This is a genomic window from Azospirillum sp. A29, from assembly GCF_042604625.1.
Lineage (GTDB): Bacteria > Pseudomonadota > Alphaproteobacteria > Azospirillales > Azospirillaceae > Azospirillum > Azospirillum palustre.
The window spans coordinates 822501-840866 of record NZ_CP170460.1 but is presented as its reverse complement, the minus strand read 5'-3'; the positions used below and the strand labels follow the sequence as shown (position 1 = coordinate 840866).

Annotated in this window: 15 protein-coding genes, 1 tRNA gene, 2 rRNA genes, 2 pseudogenes and 1 riboswitch (1 of these 21 cut by a window edge); of the genes and pseudogenes, 9 read left to right on the top strand and 11 right to left on the bottom strand. The window is 64.2% G+C overall.

The genetic code is table 11. The features are described 5' to 3' along the window. Window positions 1–21 precede the first annotated feature (21 nt). From ABNQ38_RS03695 to ABNQ38_RS03675, 5 genes are all read right to left on the bottom strand, one after another. Window positions 22–1761: a hydantoinase B/oxoprolinase family protein gene (locus ABNQ38_RS03695; RefSeq protein ID WP_377805750.1), complete on the bottom strand. Its 1740-nt coding sequence runs from the start codon at window positions 1759–1761 to the stop codon at window positions 22–24. Window positions 1762–1773: 12 nt separating this feature from the next. Continuing rightward, on the bottom strand, window positions 1774–3813 hold the full coding sequence (locus ABNQ38_RS03690) for a hydantoinase/oxoprolinase family protein (protein WP_377805749.1): 2040 nt from the start codon (window positions 3811–3813) through the stop codon (window positions 1774–1776). Window positions 3814–3910: 97 nt separating this feature from the next. After that, complete coding sequence (locus ABNQ38_RS03685; RefSeq protein WP_377805748.1) at window positions 3911–5056, bottom strand: NAD(P)/FAD-dependent oxidoreductase; 1146 nt, start codon at window positions 5054–5056, stop codon at window positions 3911–3913. After that, complete coding sequence (locus ABNQ38_RS03680; RefSeq protein ID WP_377805747.1) at window positions 5053–6453, bottom strand: FAD-dependent oxidoreductase; 1401 nt, start codon at window positions 6451–6453, stop codon at window positions 5053–5055. Before ABNQ38_RS03680 ends, ABNQ38_RS03685 begins: the two co-directional genes overlap by 4 nt. Next, window positions 6450–6746 (bottom strand): (2Fe-2S)-binding protein, encoded by a 297-nt coding sequence (locus ABNQ38_RS03675; RefSeq protein WP_377805746.1) that lies wholly within the window; start codon window positions 6744–6746, stop codon window positions 6450–6452. The genes ABNQ38_RS03680 and ABNQ38_RS03675 overlap by 4 nt, the downstream gene beginning before the upstream one ends. Window positions 6747–6918: 172 nt before the next feature. Between ABNQ38_RS03675 and ABNQ38_RS03670 the strand changes: the two genes are divergently transcribed. The 3 genes from ABNQ38_RS03670 to ABNQ38_RS03660 all read left to right on the top strand — a co-directional run bounded on the left by ABNQ38_RS03670 (window position 6919) and on the right by ABNQ38_RS03660 (window position 10160). Continuing rightward, window positions 6919–7896, top strand: a complete 978-nt coding sequence (locus tag ABNQ38_RS03670; protein ID WP_377805745.1) for a LysR family transcriptional regulator — start codon at window positions 6919–6921, stop codon at window positions 7894–7896. A 490-nt stretch (window positions 7897–8386) separates the two neighbouring features. Further along, window positions 8387–8824: an HIT family protein gene (locus ABNQ38_RS03665; protein ID WP_377805744.1), complete on the top strand. Its 438-nt coding sequence runs from the start codon at window positions 8387–8389 to the stop codon at window positions 8822–8824. A 124-nt stretch (window positions 8825–8948) separates the two neighbouring features. Beyond that, window positions 8949–10160, top strand: coding sequence for a threonine ammonia-lyase (locus ABNQ38_RS03660; RefSeq protein WP_377805743.1), 1212 nt, complete (start codon window positions 8949–8951; stop codon window positions 10158–10160). A gap of 67 nt (window positions 10161–10227) precedes the next feature. Then, window positions 10228–10334: riboswitch (SAM-I-IV-variant riboswitch) on the top strand. Window positions 10335–10719: 385 nt separating this feature from the next. Here the strand turns inward: ABNQ38_RS03660 and ABNQ38_RS03655 are convergent. Beyond that, window positions 10720–10893, bottom strand: coding sequence for a hypothetical protein (locus ABNQ38_RS03655; protein ID WP_377805742.1), 174 nt, complete (start codon window positions 10891–10893; stop codon window positions 10720–10722). Between the two features lie 63 nt (window positions 10894–10956). On the opposite strand from ABNQ38_RS03655, the pseudogene ABNQ38_RS03650 reads away from it, so the two are divergent. After that, a pseudogene (locus ABNQ38_RS03650) lies at window positions 10957–11216 on the top strand (IS6 family transposase); the annotation flags it as partial. Between the two features lie 186 nt (window positions 11217–11402). Beyond that, window positions 11403–12101, top strand: coding sequence for a LysR family transcriptional regulator (locus ABNQ38_RS03645; RefSeq protein ID WP_377805741.1), 699 nt, complete (start codon window positions 11403–11405; stop codon window positions 12099–12101). A 168-nt stretch (window positions 12102–12269) separates the two neighbouring features. Here the strand turns inward: ABNQ38_RS03645 and ABNQ38_RS03640 are convergent, their stop codons facing one another. Both ABNQ38_RS03640 and ABNQ38_RS03635 read right to left on the bottom strand, forming a co-directional pair. Then, window positions 12270–13247: a TrbI/VirB10 family protein gene (locus ABNQ38_RS03640; RefSeq protein ID WP_377805740.1), complete on the bottom strand. Its 978-nt coding sequence runs from the start codon at window positions 13245–13247 to the stop codon at window positions 12270–12272. A gap of 145 nt (window positions 13248–13392) precedes the next feature. After that, window positions 13393–13896, bottom strand: a pseudogene (locus tag ABNQ38_RS03635) (TrbG/VirB9 family P-type conjugative transfer protein); the annotation flags it as partial. A gap of 318 nt (window positions 13897–14214) precedes the next feature. On the opposite strand from ABNQ38_RS03635, the gene ABNQ38_RS03630 reads away from it, so the two are divergent. The 4 genes from ABNQ38_RS03630 (at window position 14215) to ABNQ38_RS03615 (ending at window position 17057) form a co-directional block, all read left to right on the top strand. Then, window positions 14215–14445 (top strand): DUF1778 domain-containing protein, encoded by a 231-nt coding sequence (locus ABNQ38_RS03630; RefSeq protein ID WP_377805739.1) that lies wholly within the window; start codon window positions 14215–14217, stop codon window positions 14443–14445. Window positions 14446–14449: 4 nt separating this feature from the next. Further along, window positions 14450–14959 (top strand): hypothetical protein, encoded by a 510-nt coding sequence (locus ABNQ38_RS03625; RefSeq protein ID WP_377805738.1) that lies wholly within the window; start codon window positions 14450–14452, stop codon window positions 14957–14959. 229 nt (window positions 14960–15188) lie between these two features. Beyond that, window positions 15189–15380 (top strand): hypothetical protein, encoded by a 192-nt coding sequence (locus ABNQ38_RS03620; RefSeq protein WP_377805737.1) that lies wholly within the window; start codon window positions 15189–15191, stop codon window positions 15378–15380. 12 nt (window positions 15381–15392) lie between these two features. Beyond that, window positions 15393–17057, top strand: coding sequence for a recombinase family protein (locus ABNQ38_RS03615; RefSeq protein WP_377806216.1), 1665 nt, complete (start codon window positions 15393–15395; stop codon window positions 17055–17057). On the opposite strand, the gene ABNQ38_RS03610 is transcribed toward ABNQ38_RS03615, so the two are convergent. The 3 genes from ABNQ38_RS03610 to ABNQ38_RS03600 form a co-directional block, all read right to left on the bottom strand. Then, window positions 17014–17090, bottom strand: a tRNA-Met gene (locus ABNQ38_RS03610). The genes ABNQ38_RS03615 and ABNQ38_RS03610 overlap by 44 nt on opposite strands. An 82-nt stretch (window positions 17091–17172) precedes the next feature. Further along, window positions 17173–17288: ribosomal RNA gene (rrf, locus tag ABNQ38_RS03605) — 5S ribosomal RNA — on the bottom strand. 150 nt (window positions 17289–17438) lie between these two features. After that, window positions 17439–18366: ribosomal RNA gene (locus ABNQ38_RS03600) — 23S ribosomal RNA — on the bottom strand; it runs 1817 nt beyond the window's last position.

The window sequence follows — 18366 nt, the reverse complement described above, 5'->3', positions numbered from 1 at the left end:
ACCGGACCGGCGGAGTGCCCGTCAGCCGGTGCTTGTCCTCAGGGCGGCTTCGACCCTGCCCACCCCGTAATCCCGCTCGGCAGCGGCCCGCGTCACCGTGCCATCCCGGATGTCGCGGGCGATCCGCTCCAGCGGACGTTCGCTGCACGGGCCGAAGCCGCCACCGCCCGGCGTCTGGATTCGAATGCTATCACCCGCCTTCAGAACGATGTGGGCGACCTTGGAGGGCATCTCCTCCTGGTTCGGGCGGCCAGGATTGCGTGTCAGGCTGCTGAGGCCGCCGGTGCGGCCCTCGGCGATCCCTTCTGCTCCGTGGATGTAGCAATCCGATCGCGCCGAATAGATCGTGCCATCCTGAAGCGCACGGACCTGGCGGGAAATTCCAAGCCCGCCGCGCTGGCGACCCGCACCGCCGGAATCGGCGACGAGGCCATATTCCTCGCAGATCAGGGGAAATTCGTTTTCCATCGCTTCGGTCGGCAGGTTCAGACTGTTGGTGACGTGGACGTGAATCGCATCCATGCCGTCGCCGTCGTACCGGGCGCCGCTGCCGCCGCCGAGCGTCTCGGCGCAGACGTAGTAGCTGCCGTCCGCGCGCGTGCCGGAAAACGAGGCCGAGGGCAGCAGGTCGTTGCTCGACGCGATCAGCCGCTCATTGGGCAGCACCTCCCGGAAAGCGCCGAACACGGCGCCGGCAATCTTCTGGCAGGTGATGCTGCGGACACCGCACGCCCCAGGGAAGTTGGGATTGACGATCGTTCCCTTCGGTGCCGAGATGGTCACCCCGGTGAACATGCCACTGTTGGCCATCAGTTCGGGATCAAGTAGCGACTTAACGCAGTAGTAGATCGTTGCTCGCAGGGCATTGCGGCACACGTTGAGCGCGCCCTGCGCCTGCGGGCCGGTTCCTTCAAAATCGATGTGCAGGTCATCGCCGCCCAGCGTGACGGTGGCGACGATGGGCAGCGGGTCGCTGCCGCTGCCGTCATCGTCCAGCCACGTGGTGAAGCTGTGCTTTCCGGCGGGCAGCGCGGCGACGCGGCGGCGCAGCCGCTCTGCGGTGTAGAAGAGGACGTCGTCGATCGCTGCCTGCGCGCGAGCGAGACCCATGCGCAGGAACAGCGCCCGCGTCTCGTCGCCGCCGCGGATGTTGACCGCGATCTGGACCTTCAGATCCAGGCGCCGTTCCTTGTCCAGCCGGGAGTTGCTGGCGATCAGGTTCAGCAGATCCTCGTCGATCACACCGCCGCGGACGATGCGGATGATCGGGATGCGGAGACCTTCCTCGAAGATCGAGCGCGACTTGGCGGATATCGAACCCGGCACTGTCCCGCCGATGTCGGAATGGTGCCCGATGTTGGCGGCAAAGGCCACCACCTTGCCCTTGATGAAGACCGGGGTGATCACAGTAATGTCCGGCAGATGCGTGCCACCGGCGAGATAGGGATCGTTGCAGATGAAGGCGTCGCCCTCGGCCATCTCGTCGACGGTATAGCGCTCCAGCAGCGCTTCCACGGCGCCGAGCAGCGAACCGAGATGCAGCGGGATGTGGGTCCCCTGTGCGATCAGCCTGCCGCGGCTATCGAAGATTCCGACCGAGAAGTCCCGGCGTTCCTTGATCTGAGTCGAGTAGGAGGACCGCATCATGTGTATCGCCATGCTTTCGGTGATCGAGAGCATGCGATTGTTGAACACCTCCATGGCAATGGCGTCGAACTGGCGTCCTTCGCCACGGTTTGTCTGTTGCGCGGTATCGGCCATGACTGGTTCCACTCAATTGGTGATGACGATGTTGCCGAAGGCGTCGATGGCGGCGCTCTGCCTGGCGAGGATGACGGTGGTCGAGCTCATCTCCTCGACAATGGCGGGACCGGCGACGGCCTCGCCCACCGGCAGCGCCGAACGGCGGTAGATAGGGGAGGCGCGCCAGCCCTCTTCCGGACCGAAATAGACGCTGCGCACGTCGATCCGCGCTTCGGCGACGCTGGGACCCCCGACGTGGGACGGCGCCACGGTCTTCGGCACCCGGCCGACCGCGCGGACGCGGCAGCCGACGAAGAAGACCGGCTGCCCCGGATTGTCGTAGCCATAGGCCGCCTGATGGGCGCGGCCGAAGCGATCGAGGAAGCTGTCGAACCCCTGCTCGTCGACGTTGTCGAGCGGCACGCGGATCTCGTGGCTCTGTCCCGCATAATGGGCGTCGATCGCGAGATCGAACTGGCGGGCACCGGACTCGACCTTCTCCGAGGACAGCCAGCGGTCTCCCTCCGCGATCATTTCGCGCAAGGCGGCGCAGGCTCGCGACCAGCTCTCCGCCGTCGCCGGGGTCAATTGCATACGCACGAAGTCGAGACTGACGTCGGACAGCAGGGCGCCCCGCGCACACATGGTTCCCGGCTCCTGCGGGACCAGAATCCGGTGGATGCCGGACTCCCTCGCGACCTCGGCCGCGTGAAGCGGGCCGGCGCCGCCGAAAGCGAACAGCGCGAGCTCGCCGACGTCGTGGCCCTGCTCGGTGGTCACGGAGCGGATGGCCCGGCTCATGTTGGCGGCGGCGACCTGGATGATGCCGAAGGCGGCCGCCTCGACGGAGATCCCCAGCGGGCGGGCGATGCGCGCCTCGATGCTGGCCAGCGCCGCCTCGCGATCAACCGGCATGCGGCCGTCGAGCAGGGCGACCGGATTCAGGCGGTTGAGGCAGATGTTGGCGTCCGTCAAGGTCGGCTCGTCGCCACCCCGACCGTAGGCGACCGGCCCCGGCAAGGCGCCGGCGCTGCGCGGTCCGACCTTCAGCGCGTTGGCGTCGTCGACATAGGCGACGCTGCCGCCGCCGGCGCCGATGACATGGATGTCGATCATCGGCAGCTTGACGGGATAGCCTGCTACCTCCCGGCTGGAAGTCAGTTTCGGCTGCCCGTCGACGATCAGCGAGACGTCCGTGCTGGTCCCGCCGACGTCGAAGGTGACCAGATCGGGTACGCCCGCAGCCCGACCTGCCACGGCGGCGCCGATGACGCCGGCCGCCGGACCGGACAGGCAGGTGGTGACCGGCAATCGCTTTGCGGTTTCGATCGATAGCAGCCCGCCGTTGGAATGGATGGTCATCGGCGACACCGCGACGCCGAGCTCGGCGATCCGGGTATTCAGCCGGTCGAAGTAATTGGCCATCTTTGGGCCGACATAGGCGTTGAGCACCGTGGTAGAGGTCCGCTCGTACTCGCGGAACTCCGGCAGCACCTTGGAGGAGACGCTGACGTAGATCCCCGGCAGCCGACGGGCGACGACGCGGGCCGCGGCCTCCTCGTGCTCCGCGTTGCGGTAGGAGTGCAGGAAGGAGATCGCGACGGACTCGATCCCGGTAGCGGCAAGTTCGCCAAGCACGCCCTCCAGTTCGCTTTCGTCGAGCGGCTTGAGGCACTCGCCGCTCGCGTTCAGTCGTTCGTCCACCTCGCGGCGGCGGTAGCGCTCGACCAGCGGTTCGGGTTTGCGGATGGATGTGTCGTAAAGAGCGGGGCGGGTCTGCCGGCCAATCGCCAGCACGTCGCGGAACCCCTTCGTGGTGATCAGGCCGGTGGGAACGCCCCGCCGCTCGATGATCATGTTGGTGGCGACCGTCGTGCCGTGCCCGATGTAGGAAACCGCGGTGGGCGCGATCTTATAGATGTCAAGGATCTGCTCGATCCCGTCCACGATCGCAACGGAAGGATCGGCCGGCGTCGACGGCACCTTAAAATAGAGGTTCTCGCCCGTGTCCGTGTTCGAGATCGTGAAATCGGTGAAGGTGCCACCGACATCGACGCCAATTCGATACATTAGCTGTGTGCTCCTTCAGGTCGTCTGGTCCAACCGCCGGACGCTCCCGCGGTTCGTTGTGGTTCTTGTGGGCAGCCCGGCTGGGGCTTCGGAAATGTCATTCGGCCGCATGCTTCTGCAGGAAGCGGTCGGCAGACAGTCGCTTGATCGGCCGGTTGGTTCCTCCATGGACGATCAGGTCGGACAGGATCGCGCCGACCACCGGCACCAGTTGGAATCCGTGGCCGGAGAAGCCGAAGGCGTGGAAAATCCCGGCCACGGTCGGCGAGGCGCCGACCACCGGCAGGTGATCGTCGGTCTTCGCCTCCATGCCCGCCCAGGTCCGCACGATGCGGATCGTCCCGACCGAGGGGAACAAGTCAGTCGCCGTCCGGGCGCCTTTGGCCAGCTCGGAGAAGTCGACGAAGCTCTTCTGCGCCTCGATATCGGCGCGTCCCTGCAGCCCTCCTCCGATCACCAGGGTCCCCTGGTCGGATTGCTTGAAGGAGAGCGGTCGGCCGACGACGCTGACCACCGGTTTCAGCAGCGGCGCCACCCGCTCCGTCGCGATCATCATCGACGCCTTGTAACCGAGCGGGATGTGCTCGCCAACCATCGCGGCAATCTTGCCAGCCCAGGCCCCGGCCGCATTGACGATCGTCGGCGCGGTGAAGTCGCCCTGTTCGGTGCGGACCCGCCAGTCGCTGCCGGCCCGCTCAATCGCGGTGACGCCAAACCCTTCGTGGATGACCACCCCGGCGACCTCGGCGCTGCGGCGGAAGGCCTGCAGGGTGCGGTGCGGATCGGCCGCACCGTCCTGCCGGGCGATCAGCGCCGCCGTGCAGTGAGGCGAGATCGCGGGCACCAGCCGCAGCAGTTCGGCCCGGTCGATCAGTTCCTCGTGCCGGTATCCGGCGTCGCGGGTCAAGGCAAGGCGCTTCTCCAGAACCGGGAGATGCCGGGGATGCTCGGCGACCAGGATTTGGCCGTTGGCGTGAAAGCCGCAATGGTCGCCGACGATCGCCCCGATGTTGTGCCACATCTCCATGGCTTCCAGCGAGATCGGGATCTCTGCCGGATGGCGGTTCAGCGTGCGGACCCCGGCCGCCGATGCACCGGAAGCATGGCGGCCGACCCAGGACCGCTCCAGGATCACCACGCGCCGGCCGGCCCTGGCCAGATGCAGTGCCGCCGACAGCCCGTGCAGGCCGCCCCCGATGACGATCGTGTCGATGATCTTGCTGTCGGTTGCGTTCATGCTCATGGTTCGGCTTCTGCGGTATCGAGCGCGGCAAGCTCGCTGAGGGTGACGGGCTTCAACGGCGGGCGCACCCGGTAGAGCCCGACGTCCGGCACTGCCCGCCCCTCGGCGGCAGCAAGCACATGGGCGACCGTGTAGTTGCATTGCCGGCCTTGGCACGGTCCCATCCCGGCGCGGGTAAAAGCCTTGATCTGATTTGGACCCGGACGTCCCGTTGCCGCCTGTGCCCGTAGCGACGCCACACTGACCTCTTCGCAGCGGCAGGCGATAGTGCGATCGGTGGGCACGAACACCGCCGGGCGCGGACGGTAGAGCCGGTCGAGGAAAGGACGGTTCGCCAGCGCCTTGTCCAGTCGCGCCCGGGTCGGCCGGGCCACCGCGTCGGCCTGGGCGTCGGCGAGGCGGCCGGCGCGGGCGGCGATGCGCAGCGCCGCGATCTCCCCGCGCAGGCAGGCTGCGGCCGCACCACCGATGCCCGCACCGTCGCCCGCGACGAAGATTCCTGTTTCCGAAGTCTCTCCCCAGCCGTCCAACTCGGGCGTGAAGCAGTCCTGTCCGGCATTCCAGACATGACGGCAGCCAAGCGCCAGGGTCGGGTGGATCGTCGGGACGATTCCTTCATGGACCAAGAGAAGCCTTGCCTCGACCTTTGTGCTCCGGCCGTCGGCGGTCGCATAGCGAAGCTGTTCGAGCATTCCGTCCCCAATCGCCTCGATCTCGACGACGTGCCGGACGTAGGGTACGCGGCGACGAAGGGTCGCCAGCCACCCCATTCCCTTCAGCAGGTCGAACGGCGCGGCCAGGGCGGCGGCAAAAAGCTCAGGCAGGGCCGACGCCGCCCGGCCGGGCCGCGTGGTGTCGAGGAAGCCGGCGATCCGCCCGCCCGCCTTGAGCAACTGCACCGCATAGAGCAGCGGCAGCGGCCCACTGCCGGCGATCCACACCGGATCGGAAGGAATCTGGCCCGAGGTCTTCAGGACGATCTGCGCGGCGCCGACCGTCATCACGCCGGGCAGCGTCCAGCCGGGAAACGGGGCCGGACGTTCCTGCGCCCCAGTGGCCAGAAGCAGGCACCCAGCCTCGACGGAGGACGCTGCGCCATTGCGGGTCATGAAGGCGCGCGGTCCGGGTTCGACCTGCCAGACCCTGGATCCCGGCTCGTACCGGGCGCCGCTGGCGCGGAACCGGCCGACCACTGCGGCACCCTCGCCGTAAGCCTTGCCGAGGATGGCGGCGCGCGGCGTGCCGGCGACCGCCTCGATGTTCCTCCAAATCTGGCCGCCGGGGGACGGCTGCTCGTCGACCACCAGCACATCCAATCCGTAACGCCGAGCCGTCGTCGCCGCCGAAAGGCCAGCCGGACCGGCTCCGACGATCAGCAGATCGACGCGCCGGCTCATGATGCAGCACTCCTTCGGCCGAGTTGGCGGTCGATCCGCATGCCGTCGCGAACCGGTGTGAGGCAGGTCTGGATCGAGGGGATGCCGTCGACGGTGGCGAGGCAGTCGAAGCACACGCCCATCATGCAATAGGGCGCCCGGCGCACTTCGGACACCGGCGTGGTCCGCGACCACAATGGCGTCTGGCGCAGCAGCACGGCCGCGACACTCTCCTCCGCCTCGGCGACGACGGGGACCCCGTCGACATAGACCGTGGTGACCCCTCCCTGCGGGTCATGCAGCTTCCTGAACATCGAACCGCCTGTTGATAGTAGACAACGAAGCCTTCAAGCGACATCTCTGTCGCATTTATTGTAGCTTCAATACAGGTGGGCGAATCGTCATCCGGATGATCGGCCGATATTACTTAACTTATCAGCATGGTCTTGTGGATGACACCCCAACCTTATTGACGAGCCTATAGGCATGGATGCTATTGTGTCCAATACAGAAATCGACGTGCCCTATTCCAAAGGTTATGACATGCGACGCGCCATCAATCTTCGCCAAGTCGAGATCTTCAAGGCGCTGATCGAGCACGGCACGGTCAGCCGCGCCGCGGAGGTGCTGAAGATATCGCAGCCAGCCGCGAGCAAACTGCTGATGAACCTGGAAAGCGACACCGGCCTGAAACTGTTCGACCGCTATAAGGGCAGGCTGGCGCCGACCACGCAGGCACTGCGCCTCCATGAGGAGGTCGCTCGCATCTTCATGGGGGTGAGCCAACTGGAAAGTGCCATAGAAATGATCCGGCGGGAGGACCAGGGGCGGCTGGTCATCGGAGTCATTCCGGCTCTGTCCGGCGCCTTCATTCAGCGCACCACGATAAGCTTTCTGAAGCACAATCCGAACGTCTACTGTCTGGTCAAATCGCCAAGTTCGCGGTGGATCGCCGAGTACGTCCTGACGCGCAAGCTGGACATCGGCCTGGTCACCGCCCGGATCGACAACCCCTTCATTGTGACCGAGCCGCTACTGGAGCACCCGCTGCTGTGCATCATGCCGATCGACCATCCGCTGGCACGGCACAAGGTGATTCGGCCGGACCACCTCAACGACGTCCCGTTCGTCTCCTTCAGTCCGGAGACCTATACCGGGCAGAAGGTCACGAGCATGTTCGAGAAATACCGGGTCAACGCCAATGTGGTGCTGACCGCCGACGCCAACCCCACCGTCAGCCAGTTCGTGGCGGCCGGGCTGGGCGTCTCTCTGGTACATCCGCTGTTTGTCGCCGGAATGGAAAAGCAGATCGTCACCCGCCCGTTCGAGCCGACGATCCCGCTGGATTTCCTGCTGTGTTTTTCCCAGGATGCCCGCAATGCGCGCCTGATTGCCGAATTCGTCCGTGAAACCAAAGCGGTGGCCTTACGCTTTATCGAAGAACTCAAAGGCGGTTGGAATTGATCCGTCGTGCCCCTCGGCACATGGCAGCGATCATAACAATTGGAATAGGCAGGCAAAAATTATGTCTTTGACCTAGCTGCGCCGCTATCAATAAGGTTCCCTCCATCTCCGCAGACAAAGAGGAGAACGGGAAGCGCTAAGCGTGATGCGCGTCGTCAGATTCCTTGGGTTGCAAGCACACCTGCACGATTTGATCGTGCTTTGAGCCGCATCGTATGCGGTTGTTGGGCAGAAGATCGCGAGTTCTGCGGTGCCTGGGTAAAGGAGTTCCCCCCGTTCCCGCAAGCCGCACACGCCGGAATTTAAAGAACAATTTATCCTGCGCCGAAGCGAAAGCTCCCTTGCGTTTCCGGAGAAGCCTGCCTGTAGGGCCCATCAGGGGCGGTTTGGTCTGCGGACGGACAAGATTCCTGGTTCTTGAAAGCAGAGCGCCTCACCTCTCACTCCTCGCCATCGCGGTTCAACCCGCTATCCCACAGACGAGACAGATATGAACTTCGAACTCCATCCGCGCCTCACCCCGGTCACCACCCCACTTGGCGATTTCCCGCTCTGCCGGGTTGTCCTGTTCGAGGAGCGCCGCATGCCCTGGCTGATGCTGGTGCCGCGTCGGCCCGAAGTCGGCGCGCTGATCGACCTGTCGCCCGAGGAACGCGCCCAGCTGATGGAGGAACTGGCCCAGTGCGGACAGGTTCTGCACCGGCTCTATCAGCCGGTACGGTTGAATATAGCCGACATCGGCAACCTGTGCCCGCAATTGCATGTCCATCTGGTCGCACGTTTCACCGACGATCCGTTTTGGCCGAAGGTGGCCTGGAGCCAGATGCCCTACGAACCTTATGAAGCCGGTGAGCGTGCCGAGCGGCTGGAACAACTGGTCGATGCTCTGAAGGGGACGCCAGACTTCCTGCCGCTTTGGCGAGGATGACGAGCGGAGGTTTGCGGGGCTGTCAACCTCACAGGAAGGCCGACGATACAATCGGCTTGAGCGCAATCGCTTGAACCCTGAATGCCCCGCCGGATGCCGACGCGCAACCTCCCGGGATGCCACGATGATCCTCACTCTCGACGACGTTCACGCCGCCGCACGCATCGCGGACCATCTTGCCGTGACACCGACGGTATCGGCGCCGCGCCTGTCCGCCCTGACGGGATGTCGCCTTCACTTGAAACTCGAAACCCAGCATACCACCGGTTCCTTCAAGGAGCGGGGAGCGCTGAACAAGCTGCTGTCACTGAGCGCGCCAGAGCGGAAGGCCGGCGTCATCGCCATGTCGGCCGGCAACCATGCCCAGGCGGTGGCCTGCCACGCGACGCGGCTGGGCATCCGCTCGACCATCGTCATGCCCCGCTTCACACCCTTCACCAAGGTGGAACGGACCCGGGAACTTGGCGCACGGGTCGAACTGCATGGCGAGACGCTGAGCGAAGCCGCAACCTTCGCCCATGACTTGTCGGCACGCAACGGGCTGACCTTCGTCCATCCTTATGACGATCCGCTGGTGGCCGCCGGCCAGGGCACGGCGGCTTTGGAACTGCTGGAGGATGTCCCCGATCTCGAGGTGCTGGTGGTCCCCATCGGCGGCGGCGGGCTGATCGCAGGCATGGCGGTGGCCGCTAAGGCGGTGAAGCCGTCGATCCGCATCGTTGGCGTGCAGTGCAGCCTCTATCCCGCCATGCGGCAGGCGCTGGCCGGTCAGCGGGTTTCCTGCGGCGGCGCCACCATCGCGGAGGGAATTGCGGTCAAGGCCCCCGGCGCCATCACGCTCCCCATCGTTCGCGATCTGGTGGACCAAGTGGTGGAGATGAGCGAGGCACGGTTGGTGGAGGCGGTCTTCCGCCTCGCCGGCATGCAGAAGCTGGTGGCCGAGGGGGCCGGCGCGGCCGGGTTAGCGGCGGTTCTGGACGAGCCCAGCGCTTATGCCGGGCAAAAAGTCGGCATCGTGATCTCGGGCGGTAACATCGACGCCCGCATCCTGGCGCAGGTCTTGATGCGCGGCTTGATTCAAGAAGGCCGCATCATCCGCCTGCGCATCGCTATCACCGACGCGCCGGGGGTGCTCGCCCGTGTCACCCGGTTGCTGGGCGACGCCGGAGCGAACATTGTCGAGGTCCAGCATCAGCGTCTGTTCCACAATGTGCCGGTCAAGATGGCGGAGGTCGACGTCGTGCTGGAAACCCGGGACCAGACGCATGTCGACAAGCTGACGGCAACGATGCGCGGCGCCGGCTTCTCCGTGGCGGTGATGAACGAAGTATCGTGAGGGCTGCCTTTCCCTTGATCGTCCCTTGGCTCTTCTTGCGTGGACGAGGCCATGGCTGTACAAGCTGAGGCAACATCAAGAGTTGGGCTGGCGCCCAACACCAACCTGCCTGCCCGGGCAAGGTGGTGCTCTCGTAAGAGAGGATGTGGCCGTCCGGCAAACAAACGGGACCAAGCCACAGCGTCAGCCCTCCTGCCTGCCAATGGAGGAAAGCAATGTCGGACAGCGTGGTTTGCAAGCCGGATTTGACACTTGTGCTTGGGCCCGACGACAGCGTCATACATGTCGGACCTTGTGCCGGGCGCCGCTTGGTCGGCTGTCGCACTGCCGCTCGCGGTGGCAACGACAGCGTTCATGTCGTCGTCCACCGCAGTCACGGGCACTGGACCCATGTCGACCGGGTCCAGCAGGAGGGAGCCCCCGACCGCCTGCAGGTCCATCTGCTCAAGGTCTACGAAGGAGAGTGCGCTCCCGAAGCACAGCGCTGGGCGCTCGCGCATCATGTCGGAACAGGCACCCCGTGATGCGGCATGCCGCGATGCCTGCGCGGGCGACGGCCTCAGCTCCAACTTCCTTTGAGCTCATCGATCAGGCGCATCGCCACAGCCTTGGTTTCCTTGGCAAACTCGGAGACCAGATGGGTGTGGGTGTTGCGAGCGTCCTGGGCGATGCACAGCAGAAAATCCAAGGGGATTTCGGGTTCGAACGGACGGGTGACGATCTGCTTTTCCATGCCTGTGATGGCATCGTCAAGTCCACCGTGACGGAGCGGCAGGGGTGCGAGTATAGGGTTGCCATGACGACGCCCCGTGATCCTCGCTACGTCGGCTACCGCTTCCCCGCCGAGGTCATCGCGACGGCGGTGTGGCTGTACTTTCGCTTCCCCTTGAGCCTGCGCATGGTCGAGGAGATGCTGACACGCGCGGCATCACCATGAGCCATGAGACGGTGCGGCAATGGGCATTAAAGTTCGGCCGCGAGATCGCGGGTCGGTTGCGGCGGCGGGCGCCACGCCGGGGTGATAAATGGCACCTCGACGAGGTCGTCCTGACCATCATCTGCTGCAATGCCAGCGCCCATCAGCACGCCCGTACCCCTGACCATTACATCAAAACATAATAATAGAGAATATGATCTATCTGCCGAGTGTTATTTCAAATTAAGATTCTGCTATCGCCGATTCGCGTGATCTCAATGCACCAAAATAACGTCGACCTCACAATGTACATGCCGAGATTCCCTATGGAACTTCGCCATCTTCGACATTTCTTAACTGTGGCAAAAAGCCATAGTCTGCACAGCGCCGCACGCAATCTGAATCTTCGGCAACCGACATTGAGTCAATCGATTCGTGCCTTGGAGGCACATGTCGGTACTCTGTTGATTGAACGCCGCGCCACTGGCATCCGCCTGACACCAGCCGGGAAAATTTTTCTAAATGAGATTACTGCCATCCTCACTGCTCTAGACCGAGCAATTGGAAGCGCGCGGCTAACGGCTCAAGTTGAGGGTTCCCTACGGCTTAGTATCGTCTCGGATTTCATACCGCACCAATTAGCAGAACTGCTGACAACGTTTCAGAGGCACGTGCCGGAAACATTTCTTCTCATCAATGACGGTTCTCCCACACGGCTGCTATCGATGCTCGACGCAGAGCTGTTGGATCTGGCGCTACTGCCAGCAACCGCCCTTCCTCTCACCGGCAGCAGCATCGTCCTTTGGGAATTTCCGCTTCATGTTGCCCTGCCAGCATCGCACCCGCTGTGCGCCGAACCGATGCTGAAGCTGCACCAACTGACCGAGGTTCCTATAATCCTTGGAAATGAACAGTCGAACGGGTCCGCCGATCAGATGCTGCTGTCCGCCTGCCATGCCGCTGGATTGGAGTTGGCGGTTGCGGCACGGGTTCACGAGGTGGAACTTAGATTTATGCTAGTCTGAGCAGGAGTCGGTATCGCCGCTCTGCCAGCTCCGCAGCTGGAACTCAATAGGGAAGGGATCGCCATCCGTCCTGTCTCCCCGATAATTACCTTGGCGATGGCGGCGGCATGGCCAGTTTCTGGCCTCACCGACGCAGCCCGGCAATTTCTCGATGTTGTCTGTCCCAGGTTAGTTCCTGAAATCGTCCACCCGGATGGAACCTTGCAGCAGAAGGATCATTAGTTCCCCTGGATCGAGCGTAATCACCGGTGCCTGGTCGAGCAGACCCTTGGCCGCCTTGTCGAGCGGACGGTCGATATTGTGACCGAGGATGCCGCCGATCAGGCTGCCGCCGGTCAGCGCCGCTACCCCGGTATCCACGGCTGTGCTGGCAGCAATTAGCAGCCCGGTCTGGAACCACGGGACCTCCACCGATCCGGCCAGCCCGGCCGCACCGGTGGCGTCCGAACCGATGGCGGCGACATGGACCGTGTCGTTGCGCGGCCACGGGCGGGTAATCACCGGCTTAGCCACAGCGATCCGCTTCTGCCCTTTGGTTGTGCTGGTTCCCACCTCCATCGTCATCATCGAGCCGGCCGGCACCGCCAGGCAGGCGAAGCCAGCGTCCCAGACATCCCGCGTCACTTGGGCGGTCAGTAGGCCGCCACGCTCCGTCACCACCCGGCTGATGGTCTGCAGCGGGATCGGCGTTCCCGCCGGCACGACACAGTCGCCGCTTGCCGACGCGAACTCTGATCCTGTCGAGGCACCGCCCACCGCTGCCTTGTCCGGCTCCTTGCGGCTCCAGCCCCCCACCCCGGCCTCCATCGCCTTCTTCCACAGCTCGTCCTCCTTCACCGGCCCCCGAACAGTCGGCTTCACCGCGGTCGGGGATGGTTTCGGAACCTCGACACGCGTGGCTGGCGGAGGAGGAGGTGCTAAGTCGGCGTAGCTCGGCAGCTTGCCGTCCGGCAGACGCTGGTCGAACAAAATCGGCTGCTTGCCCGTCCCGCCGTCGCCCTGGCCGCGACCGATCATGTAGGCGGTTATCCCGACCCCGAAGACCGCGCCGCTCACCAACAGGATGCGAACAAGATGCGGTCCGGATACCACCACCCGGCGGCGGGCCAATGGGTCGGCAAGTGGGGTGTTTTCCGGTGCGGTCATGGCTTGCTCCTGCGGATGTGGACCTCCTGGGCGCCGAGGCCCAGCAGCAGGTGATCGTGGATGCCGGCAACCCGGTATAGGTCGCGTTCATCCGGCCGTACTGCACCGGCATCCGGGTGCCGTCGGGAGCGATCCGCCAGAGAACCGGGGCGCCGAATGCGCCGAGCACGCCCGGAGTGAAGTTGATGATGGTCACCTCGCCGTCGTCGCACACCGGCGGCTGACCGTCCGCCGTTGACACCGGCCGCCACTCCGGCGTGTCACCGTCCAGCGCATAGCTGCAGCGGCGTTCCCGATAGGCCAGCTCGGTGGTGCGGTCGCGTCCTTCCGACGGTACGCCACTGGTCAGAGCCTGCGGCCCGTTCAGCGTGGCCAGCCAATCCTCCGGATAGCGCCAGCGCACCTCGACATGGTGGACCCGCCGGTGGGTCTCGACGTTGAGGTCGTATTTACGCTCGTTGGTGAAGAGCGAGATCTGCTGGTTCAGCCCGGCGCGTCGCGGCATGAAGGCAATGCATTCGGTGCGTTGCTTGCCCTTGCCGAAGCTGTAGGGTTGGTGCGGGATCCAAACCTGGGCGCCCGGCGCCACGATGTCGCGCACCACCTCGCCCGGCTTCAGGCAGACCAGCGTCTGGTTTCCCTCGGCCATGTAGACGAGATATTGCTGGTCGGGCTGGTACCAGTATTCGCAGCTCTTGCCCTTGAAGCAGGTCAGCATCGGCAGGTCGAGCGCGGCCTCATTCGCCTGCCCCACCCAGCTGCGGGTCTTCGCCCGTGACGGCCGCGCGCCGGGCTTCTCCTTCGGTTCCCGCTCCATCTGCGTCGGCGGGACGTGCAGATCGGCCATCGTGTAGATGCGAGGCGGATCGGGTGGCTCGGCAATCGGCACAAAGGGCGGCTCGGTGGCACAGGCCGCCAGCAGCGGCAGTGCGATCATGAAGGACCACGCGAACTCAAGAAGGAACGGTTGGAGTTACGCGTCACCCCGTCCGCCAAGGAGGTGATCCAGCAGGCCATGGCCGTCAGCGGATTGACGGCGGGCGACCTGGCCTATGAAGGCGCCCGCCGGGTGCTCGACGACCATCAACGCCTGTTGCTGGCAGGGGCCGACCGTGACGCCTTCCTGCAGGCCGTCGGAAATCCACCCGAAGCCAGCGACCGGCTGCTCGCCGCCCTGCACGGTCGCCAGCGGGGCTGACCCCATGGGCCTCGTCATCGAACCCCTCTCCCCACGTCACGACCGCAGGACCTTTGCCTGCGGGAAGGCCGATCTCGACCACTGGTTCCACCAGCGAGCCGACCGCGATGCGCACAAGGGGACGCGGGTGTTCGTCGCAGTTGACGACACGCTCGGCGTGGTCGGCGTCTACAGTCTGAACTTCATCACCTTGGCTCTGGAAAACCTGCCGCAGACGCAGGCGCACCTCCTGCCACGGCCCGGATCGGTACCGGCCGCGCTGATCGGGTCGCTGGCGCGGGATCTGCGCGTGCATGGCCGGGGCATTGGTGCCAGACTGCTGGTGGATGCGATCCACCGTGTTCTGGGAGCGGCCAAGACCCTTCCCTTGATCGCCGTCATCGCGGAGGTCAACGATGCGCACACCGCCGCCTTCTACCATTCCTTCGGCTTCCGGCTGTTCCCATGCAGCCCTGAACGCGCCTTTCTGCTCACCGCCCCGGTCATGACGGCTCTCAACGGACAGAAGCCATGATCTCTCCGCAGCCCGATCCCACTCCCGTTGGCCAAGCTGCGACATGCGCAAGTCTTTGCGCTATGCTCACCTGCGCACCTCTGCACCAGGACGCGCCGCGCCATCCGGATGCGCGCCAGGACTTCCACCATCGCATTGATCCAGAACGGTATTTTTCTGCCCCAACCAAACTACGACAGGCACCCTGGTCCGTGGACGGTTCGAACTGTCAGGACATGGGGAGGCCGCCGTGGCGAAGCCCAAGGGTAAAACAGCCTGCACGTTGCGCCTGGTCGCTGAGGCGGCCGGCGACACTCAGGCCCCCGGCGCAAAGCCCGACCCGCGTCTCGTCAATCTGGTCCGCCTGCTCGCCCGGCAGGCCGCCCGGGAATTCGCCCGCAGCATTGAGGAGGGCCAAGCCGACCAGCGGCCTCCCGCATAAGGAGGCCGTCCGATGAAGGCTGCTCTCTACGCACGCTACTCGTCCGACAACCAGCGCGACGCCTCCATCGAGGATCAGCTGCGCCTATGCCGGGCTTATGCCGAGCGGCAGGGCTGGCACATCGCCGACAGCTATTCCGACCGGGCCATCTCCGGCTCCTCGCTTTTGCGACCCGGCGTTCAGGACCTCATCGCCGACGGGCTGAAGCGGCGGTTCGACGTCGTCCTGACCGAATCCCTCGACCGCCTGTCGCGCGACCAGGAGGACATCGCCGGCTTCTACAAGCGCATGCGTTTCGCCGGCATCACCATCGTGACGCTATCGGAGGGTGAGGTCAGCGAGTTGCACATCGGCCTGAAGGGAACGATGGGTGCGATGTATCTGAAGGATCTCGCCGACAAGACACGCCGCGGCCTGCGCGGCCGGGTTGAAGAGGGCAAGTCGGGCGGCGGGCTGTGCTACGGCTATGATGTGGTCAAGCAAACCGCCAACGGCGAGGCAAACCGCGGCGACCGCCGCATCAACGCCAACGAGGCCGCGGTGGTGCGCCGCATCTTCAGTGCCTATCTCGACGGCGTGTCCTCGCGCCGGATCGCCTGGGAGCTGAATGACGAGGGCGTGCCCGGCCCACAGGGCAGCGCGTGGGGACCGTCGACGATTCATGGCAACCCGAAACGCGGCACCGGCATCCTGAACAACGAGCTGTACATCGGCCGGCTGGTGTGGAATCGGCTGCGCTACGTGAAGGACCCGGATAGCGGCAAGCGGGTATCGCGGCTCAATCCCGAGAGCGAATGGGTCATCCAGGAGGTCCCTGATCTGCGCATCGTCGACCAGGACCTGTGGGACGCGGTCAAGGCCCGGCAGAAGGCCTTCGCCTTGACGCCGGTGGAGACCGAAGAGGTTGACGGAAGTATCCTGGCCGATCGCCGTCGACCGAAGCATCTGTTTGCCGGGCTGGTGAGGTGCGGCTGTTGCGGTGGCGGCTACAGCATGATTTCGAAGGATCTGCTCGGCTGCTCGGCGGCGCGCAATAAGGGCACCTGCGGGAACTGGCGGAACATCCGGCGGGACGCTTTGGAGGCGTCCGTACTGAACGGGCTGCGCGCCCACCTGATGGATCCAGCGCTGTTCAAGGAGTTCTGCGACGAGTTCACCCGAGAAATGAACCGGCTGCGGATTGAGCAGCGGACCGACCACGACGCCTGGCGCCGTGAACTGGCCAAGATCGAGAAGCAGATTAGAGGAATCATCGGCGCCATCAAGGACGGCATGTACATGCCGTCGATGAAAGCCGAGATGGCAACGCTGGAAGGGCGCAAGGCGGAACTCACCGGCATGTTGGCGAGCGCGACCGAGCCCCCTCCCCTTCTGCACCCGAACATGGCCGAAGTGTACAGGCAACGGATCGCGGCTCTGCACGAGCGCCTGCAATCGGAAGAAACCAAGGCTGAAGCCGCCAACATCCTCCGCGGTCTGGTCGACCAGATCACGCTGCAGCCGGGCAGCAACGGGCTGGCGATCGTGCTGCGCGGTGATCTGGCGGCGATGCTGAGCTTCGCCGCAAATACGAAGAAGCCCGGCCTCCGTGGGGAAGCCGGGCTTATCTGCGATCCAGGATCGCAAGCATCATTGGTTGCGGGGGCAGGATTTGAACCTGCGGCCTTCAGGTTATGAGCCTGACGAGCTACCGGGCTGCTCCACCCCGCGGATGTATCATTGTCGGGTCATGGAGTTGGTGAAGATGCAAGCGTGCGTGCTTTGAGTATCGAGCGTCTCTTGTGCCTGAGCGACCTGGCGGCGACCTACTCTCCCACGTCTTAAGACGCAGTACCATTGGCGCGGAGGCTTTTCACGGCCGAGTTCGGGATGGGATCGGGTGTTTGACACCTCGCCATGACCACCAGGTCACCGAGGCACAAGACCGACGCATCGTTACCGAAAGCGCGTATGCTTGTTCGTGCAAGTGAGGATGAGGATGTATCGAACGGCGATGCGCTGGTCAAGCTGCTGTTTTCGAGCAGGCTTGCTGCTGCGCATGGCGCGGTTAGTGGTGTCGAGATCAAGCCGATCGAGCGATTAGTAAGGCTTAGCTTCAGGCATTGCTGCCCGTCCACATGCCTCCTATCGACGTGATGGTCTGTCACGGCTCTCAAGGGAGTTCTGGTTTAGAGGTGGGTTTCCCGCTTAGATGCTTTCAGCGGTTATCCCGTCCATACTTAGCTACCCGGCCATGCCACTGGCGTGACAACCGGTGCACCAGAGGTATGTCCATCCCGGTCCTCTCGTACTAGGGACAGATCCTCGCAAAACTCCGACACCCACGGCAGATAGGGACCGAACTGTCTCACGACGTTCTAAACCCAGCTCACGTACCACTTTAATCGGCGAACAGCCGAACCCTTGGGACCTGCTCCAGCCCCAGGATGTGATGAGCCGACATCGAGGTGCCAAACGACTCCGTCGATATGGACTCTTGGGAGTCATCAGCCTGTTATCCCCGGCGTACCTTTTATCCGTTGAGCGATGGCCCGTCCACGTGGAGCCACCGGATCACTATGGCCGACTTTCGTCTCTGCTCGACTTGTCAGTCTTGCAGTCAGGCGGGCTTATGCCATTGCACTCGTCGAGCGATTTCCGACCGCTCTGAGCCCACCATCGCGCGCCTCCGTTACACTTTGGGAGGCGACCGCCCCAGTCAAACTACCCGCCATGCAGGGTCCCGGACCCGGATAACGGGCCACGGTTAGATGCCAGAGACTTCAAGGGTGGTATTTCAAGGTTGGCTCCACACGAGCTGGCGCCCATGTTTCCAAGCCTCCCACCTATCCTACACATGAAGTCCCTAGCACCACTGCAAAGCTGTAGTAAAGGTGCACGGGGTCTTTCCGTCTGACCGCGGGAACTCCGCATCTTCACGGAGAGTTCAATTTCGCTGAGTTGGTGTTGGAGACAGCGGGGAAGTCGTTACGCCATTCGTGCAGGT

What these genes read in the sequence shown, in the direction of transcription:
- ABNQ38_RS03695 (WP_377805750.1), bottom strand. Translation starts at nt 1,761, where the DNA reads ATGGCCGATACCGCGCAACAGACAAACCGTGGCGAAGGACGCCAGTTC.
- ABNQ38_RS03690 (WP_377805749.1), bottom strand. Translation starts at nt 3,813, where the DNA reads ATGTATCGAATTGGCGTCGATGTCGGTGGCACCTTCACCGATTTCACG.
- ABNQ38_RS03685 (WP_377805748.1), bottom strand. Translation starts at nt 5,056, where the DNA reads ATGAGCATGAACGCAACCGACAGCAAGATCATCGACACGATCGTCATC.
- ABNQ38_RS03680 (WP_377805747.1), bottom strand. Translation starts at nt 6,453, where the DNA reads ATGAGCCGGCGCGTCGATCTGCTGATCGTCGGAGCCGGTCCGGCTGGC.
- ABNQ38_RS03675 (WP_377805746.1), bottom strand. Translation starts at nt 6,746, where the DNA reads ATGTTCAGGAAGCTGCATGACCCGCAGGGAGGGGTCACCACGGTCTAT.
- ABNQ38_RS03670 (WP_377805745.1), top strand. Translation starts at nt 6,919, where the DNA reads ATGGATGCTATTGTGTCCAATACAGAAATCGACGTGCCCTATTCCAAA.
- ABNQ38_RS03665 (WP_377805744.1), top strand. Translation starts at nt 8,387, where the DNA reads ATGAACTTCGAACTCCATCCGCGCCTCACCCCGGTCACCACCCCACTT.
- ABNQ38_RS03660 (WP_377805743.1), top strand. Translation starts at nt 8,949, where the DNA reads ATGATCCTCACTCTCGACGACGTTCACGCCGCCGCACGCATCGCGGAC.
- ABNQ38_RS03655 (WP_377805742.1), bottom strand. Translation starts at nt 10,893, where the DNA reads ATGGAAAAGCAGATCGTCACCCGTCCGTTCGAACCCGAAATCCCCTTG.
- ABNQ38_RS03645 (WP_377805741.1), top strand. Translation starts at nt 11,403, where the DNA reads ATGGAACTTCGCCATCTTCGACATTTCTTAACTGTGGCAAAAAGCCAT.
- ABNQ38_RS03640 (WP_377805740.1), bottom strand. Translation starts at nt 13,247, where the DNA reads ATGACCGCACCGGAAAACACCCCACTTGCCGACCCATTGGCCCGCCGC.
- ABNQ38_RS03625 (WP_377805738.1), top strand. Translation starts at nt 14,450, where the DNA reads ATGGGCCTCGTCATCGAACCCCTCTCCCCACGTCACGACCGCAGGACC.
- ABNQ38_RS03615 (WP_377806216.1), top strand. Translation starts at nt 15,393, where the DNA reads ATGAAGGCTGCTCTCTACGCACGCTACTCGTCCGACAACCAGCGCGAC.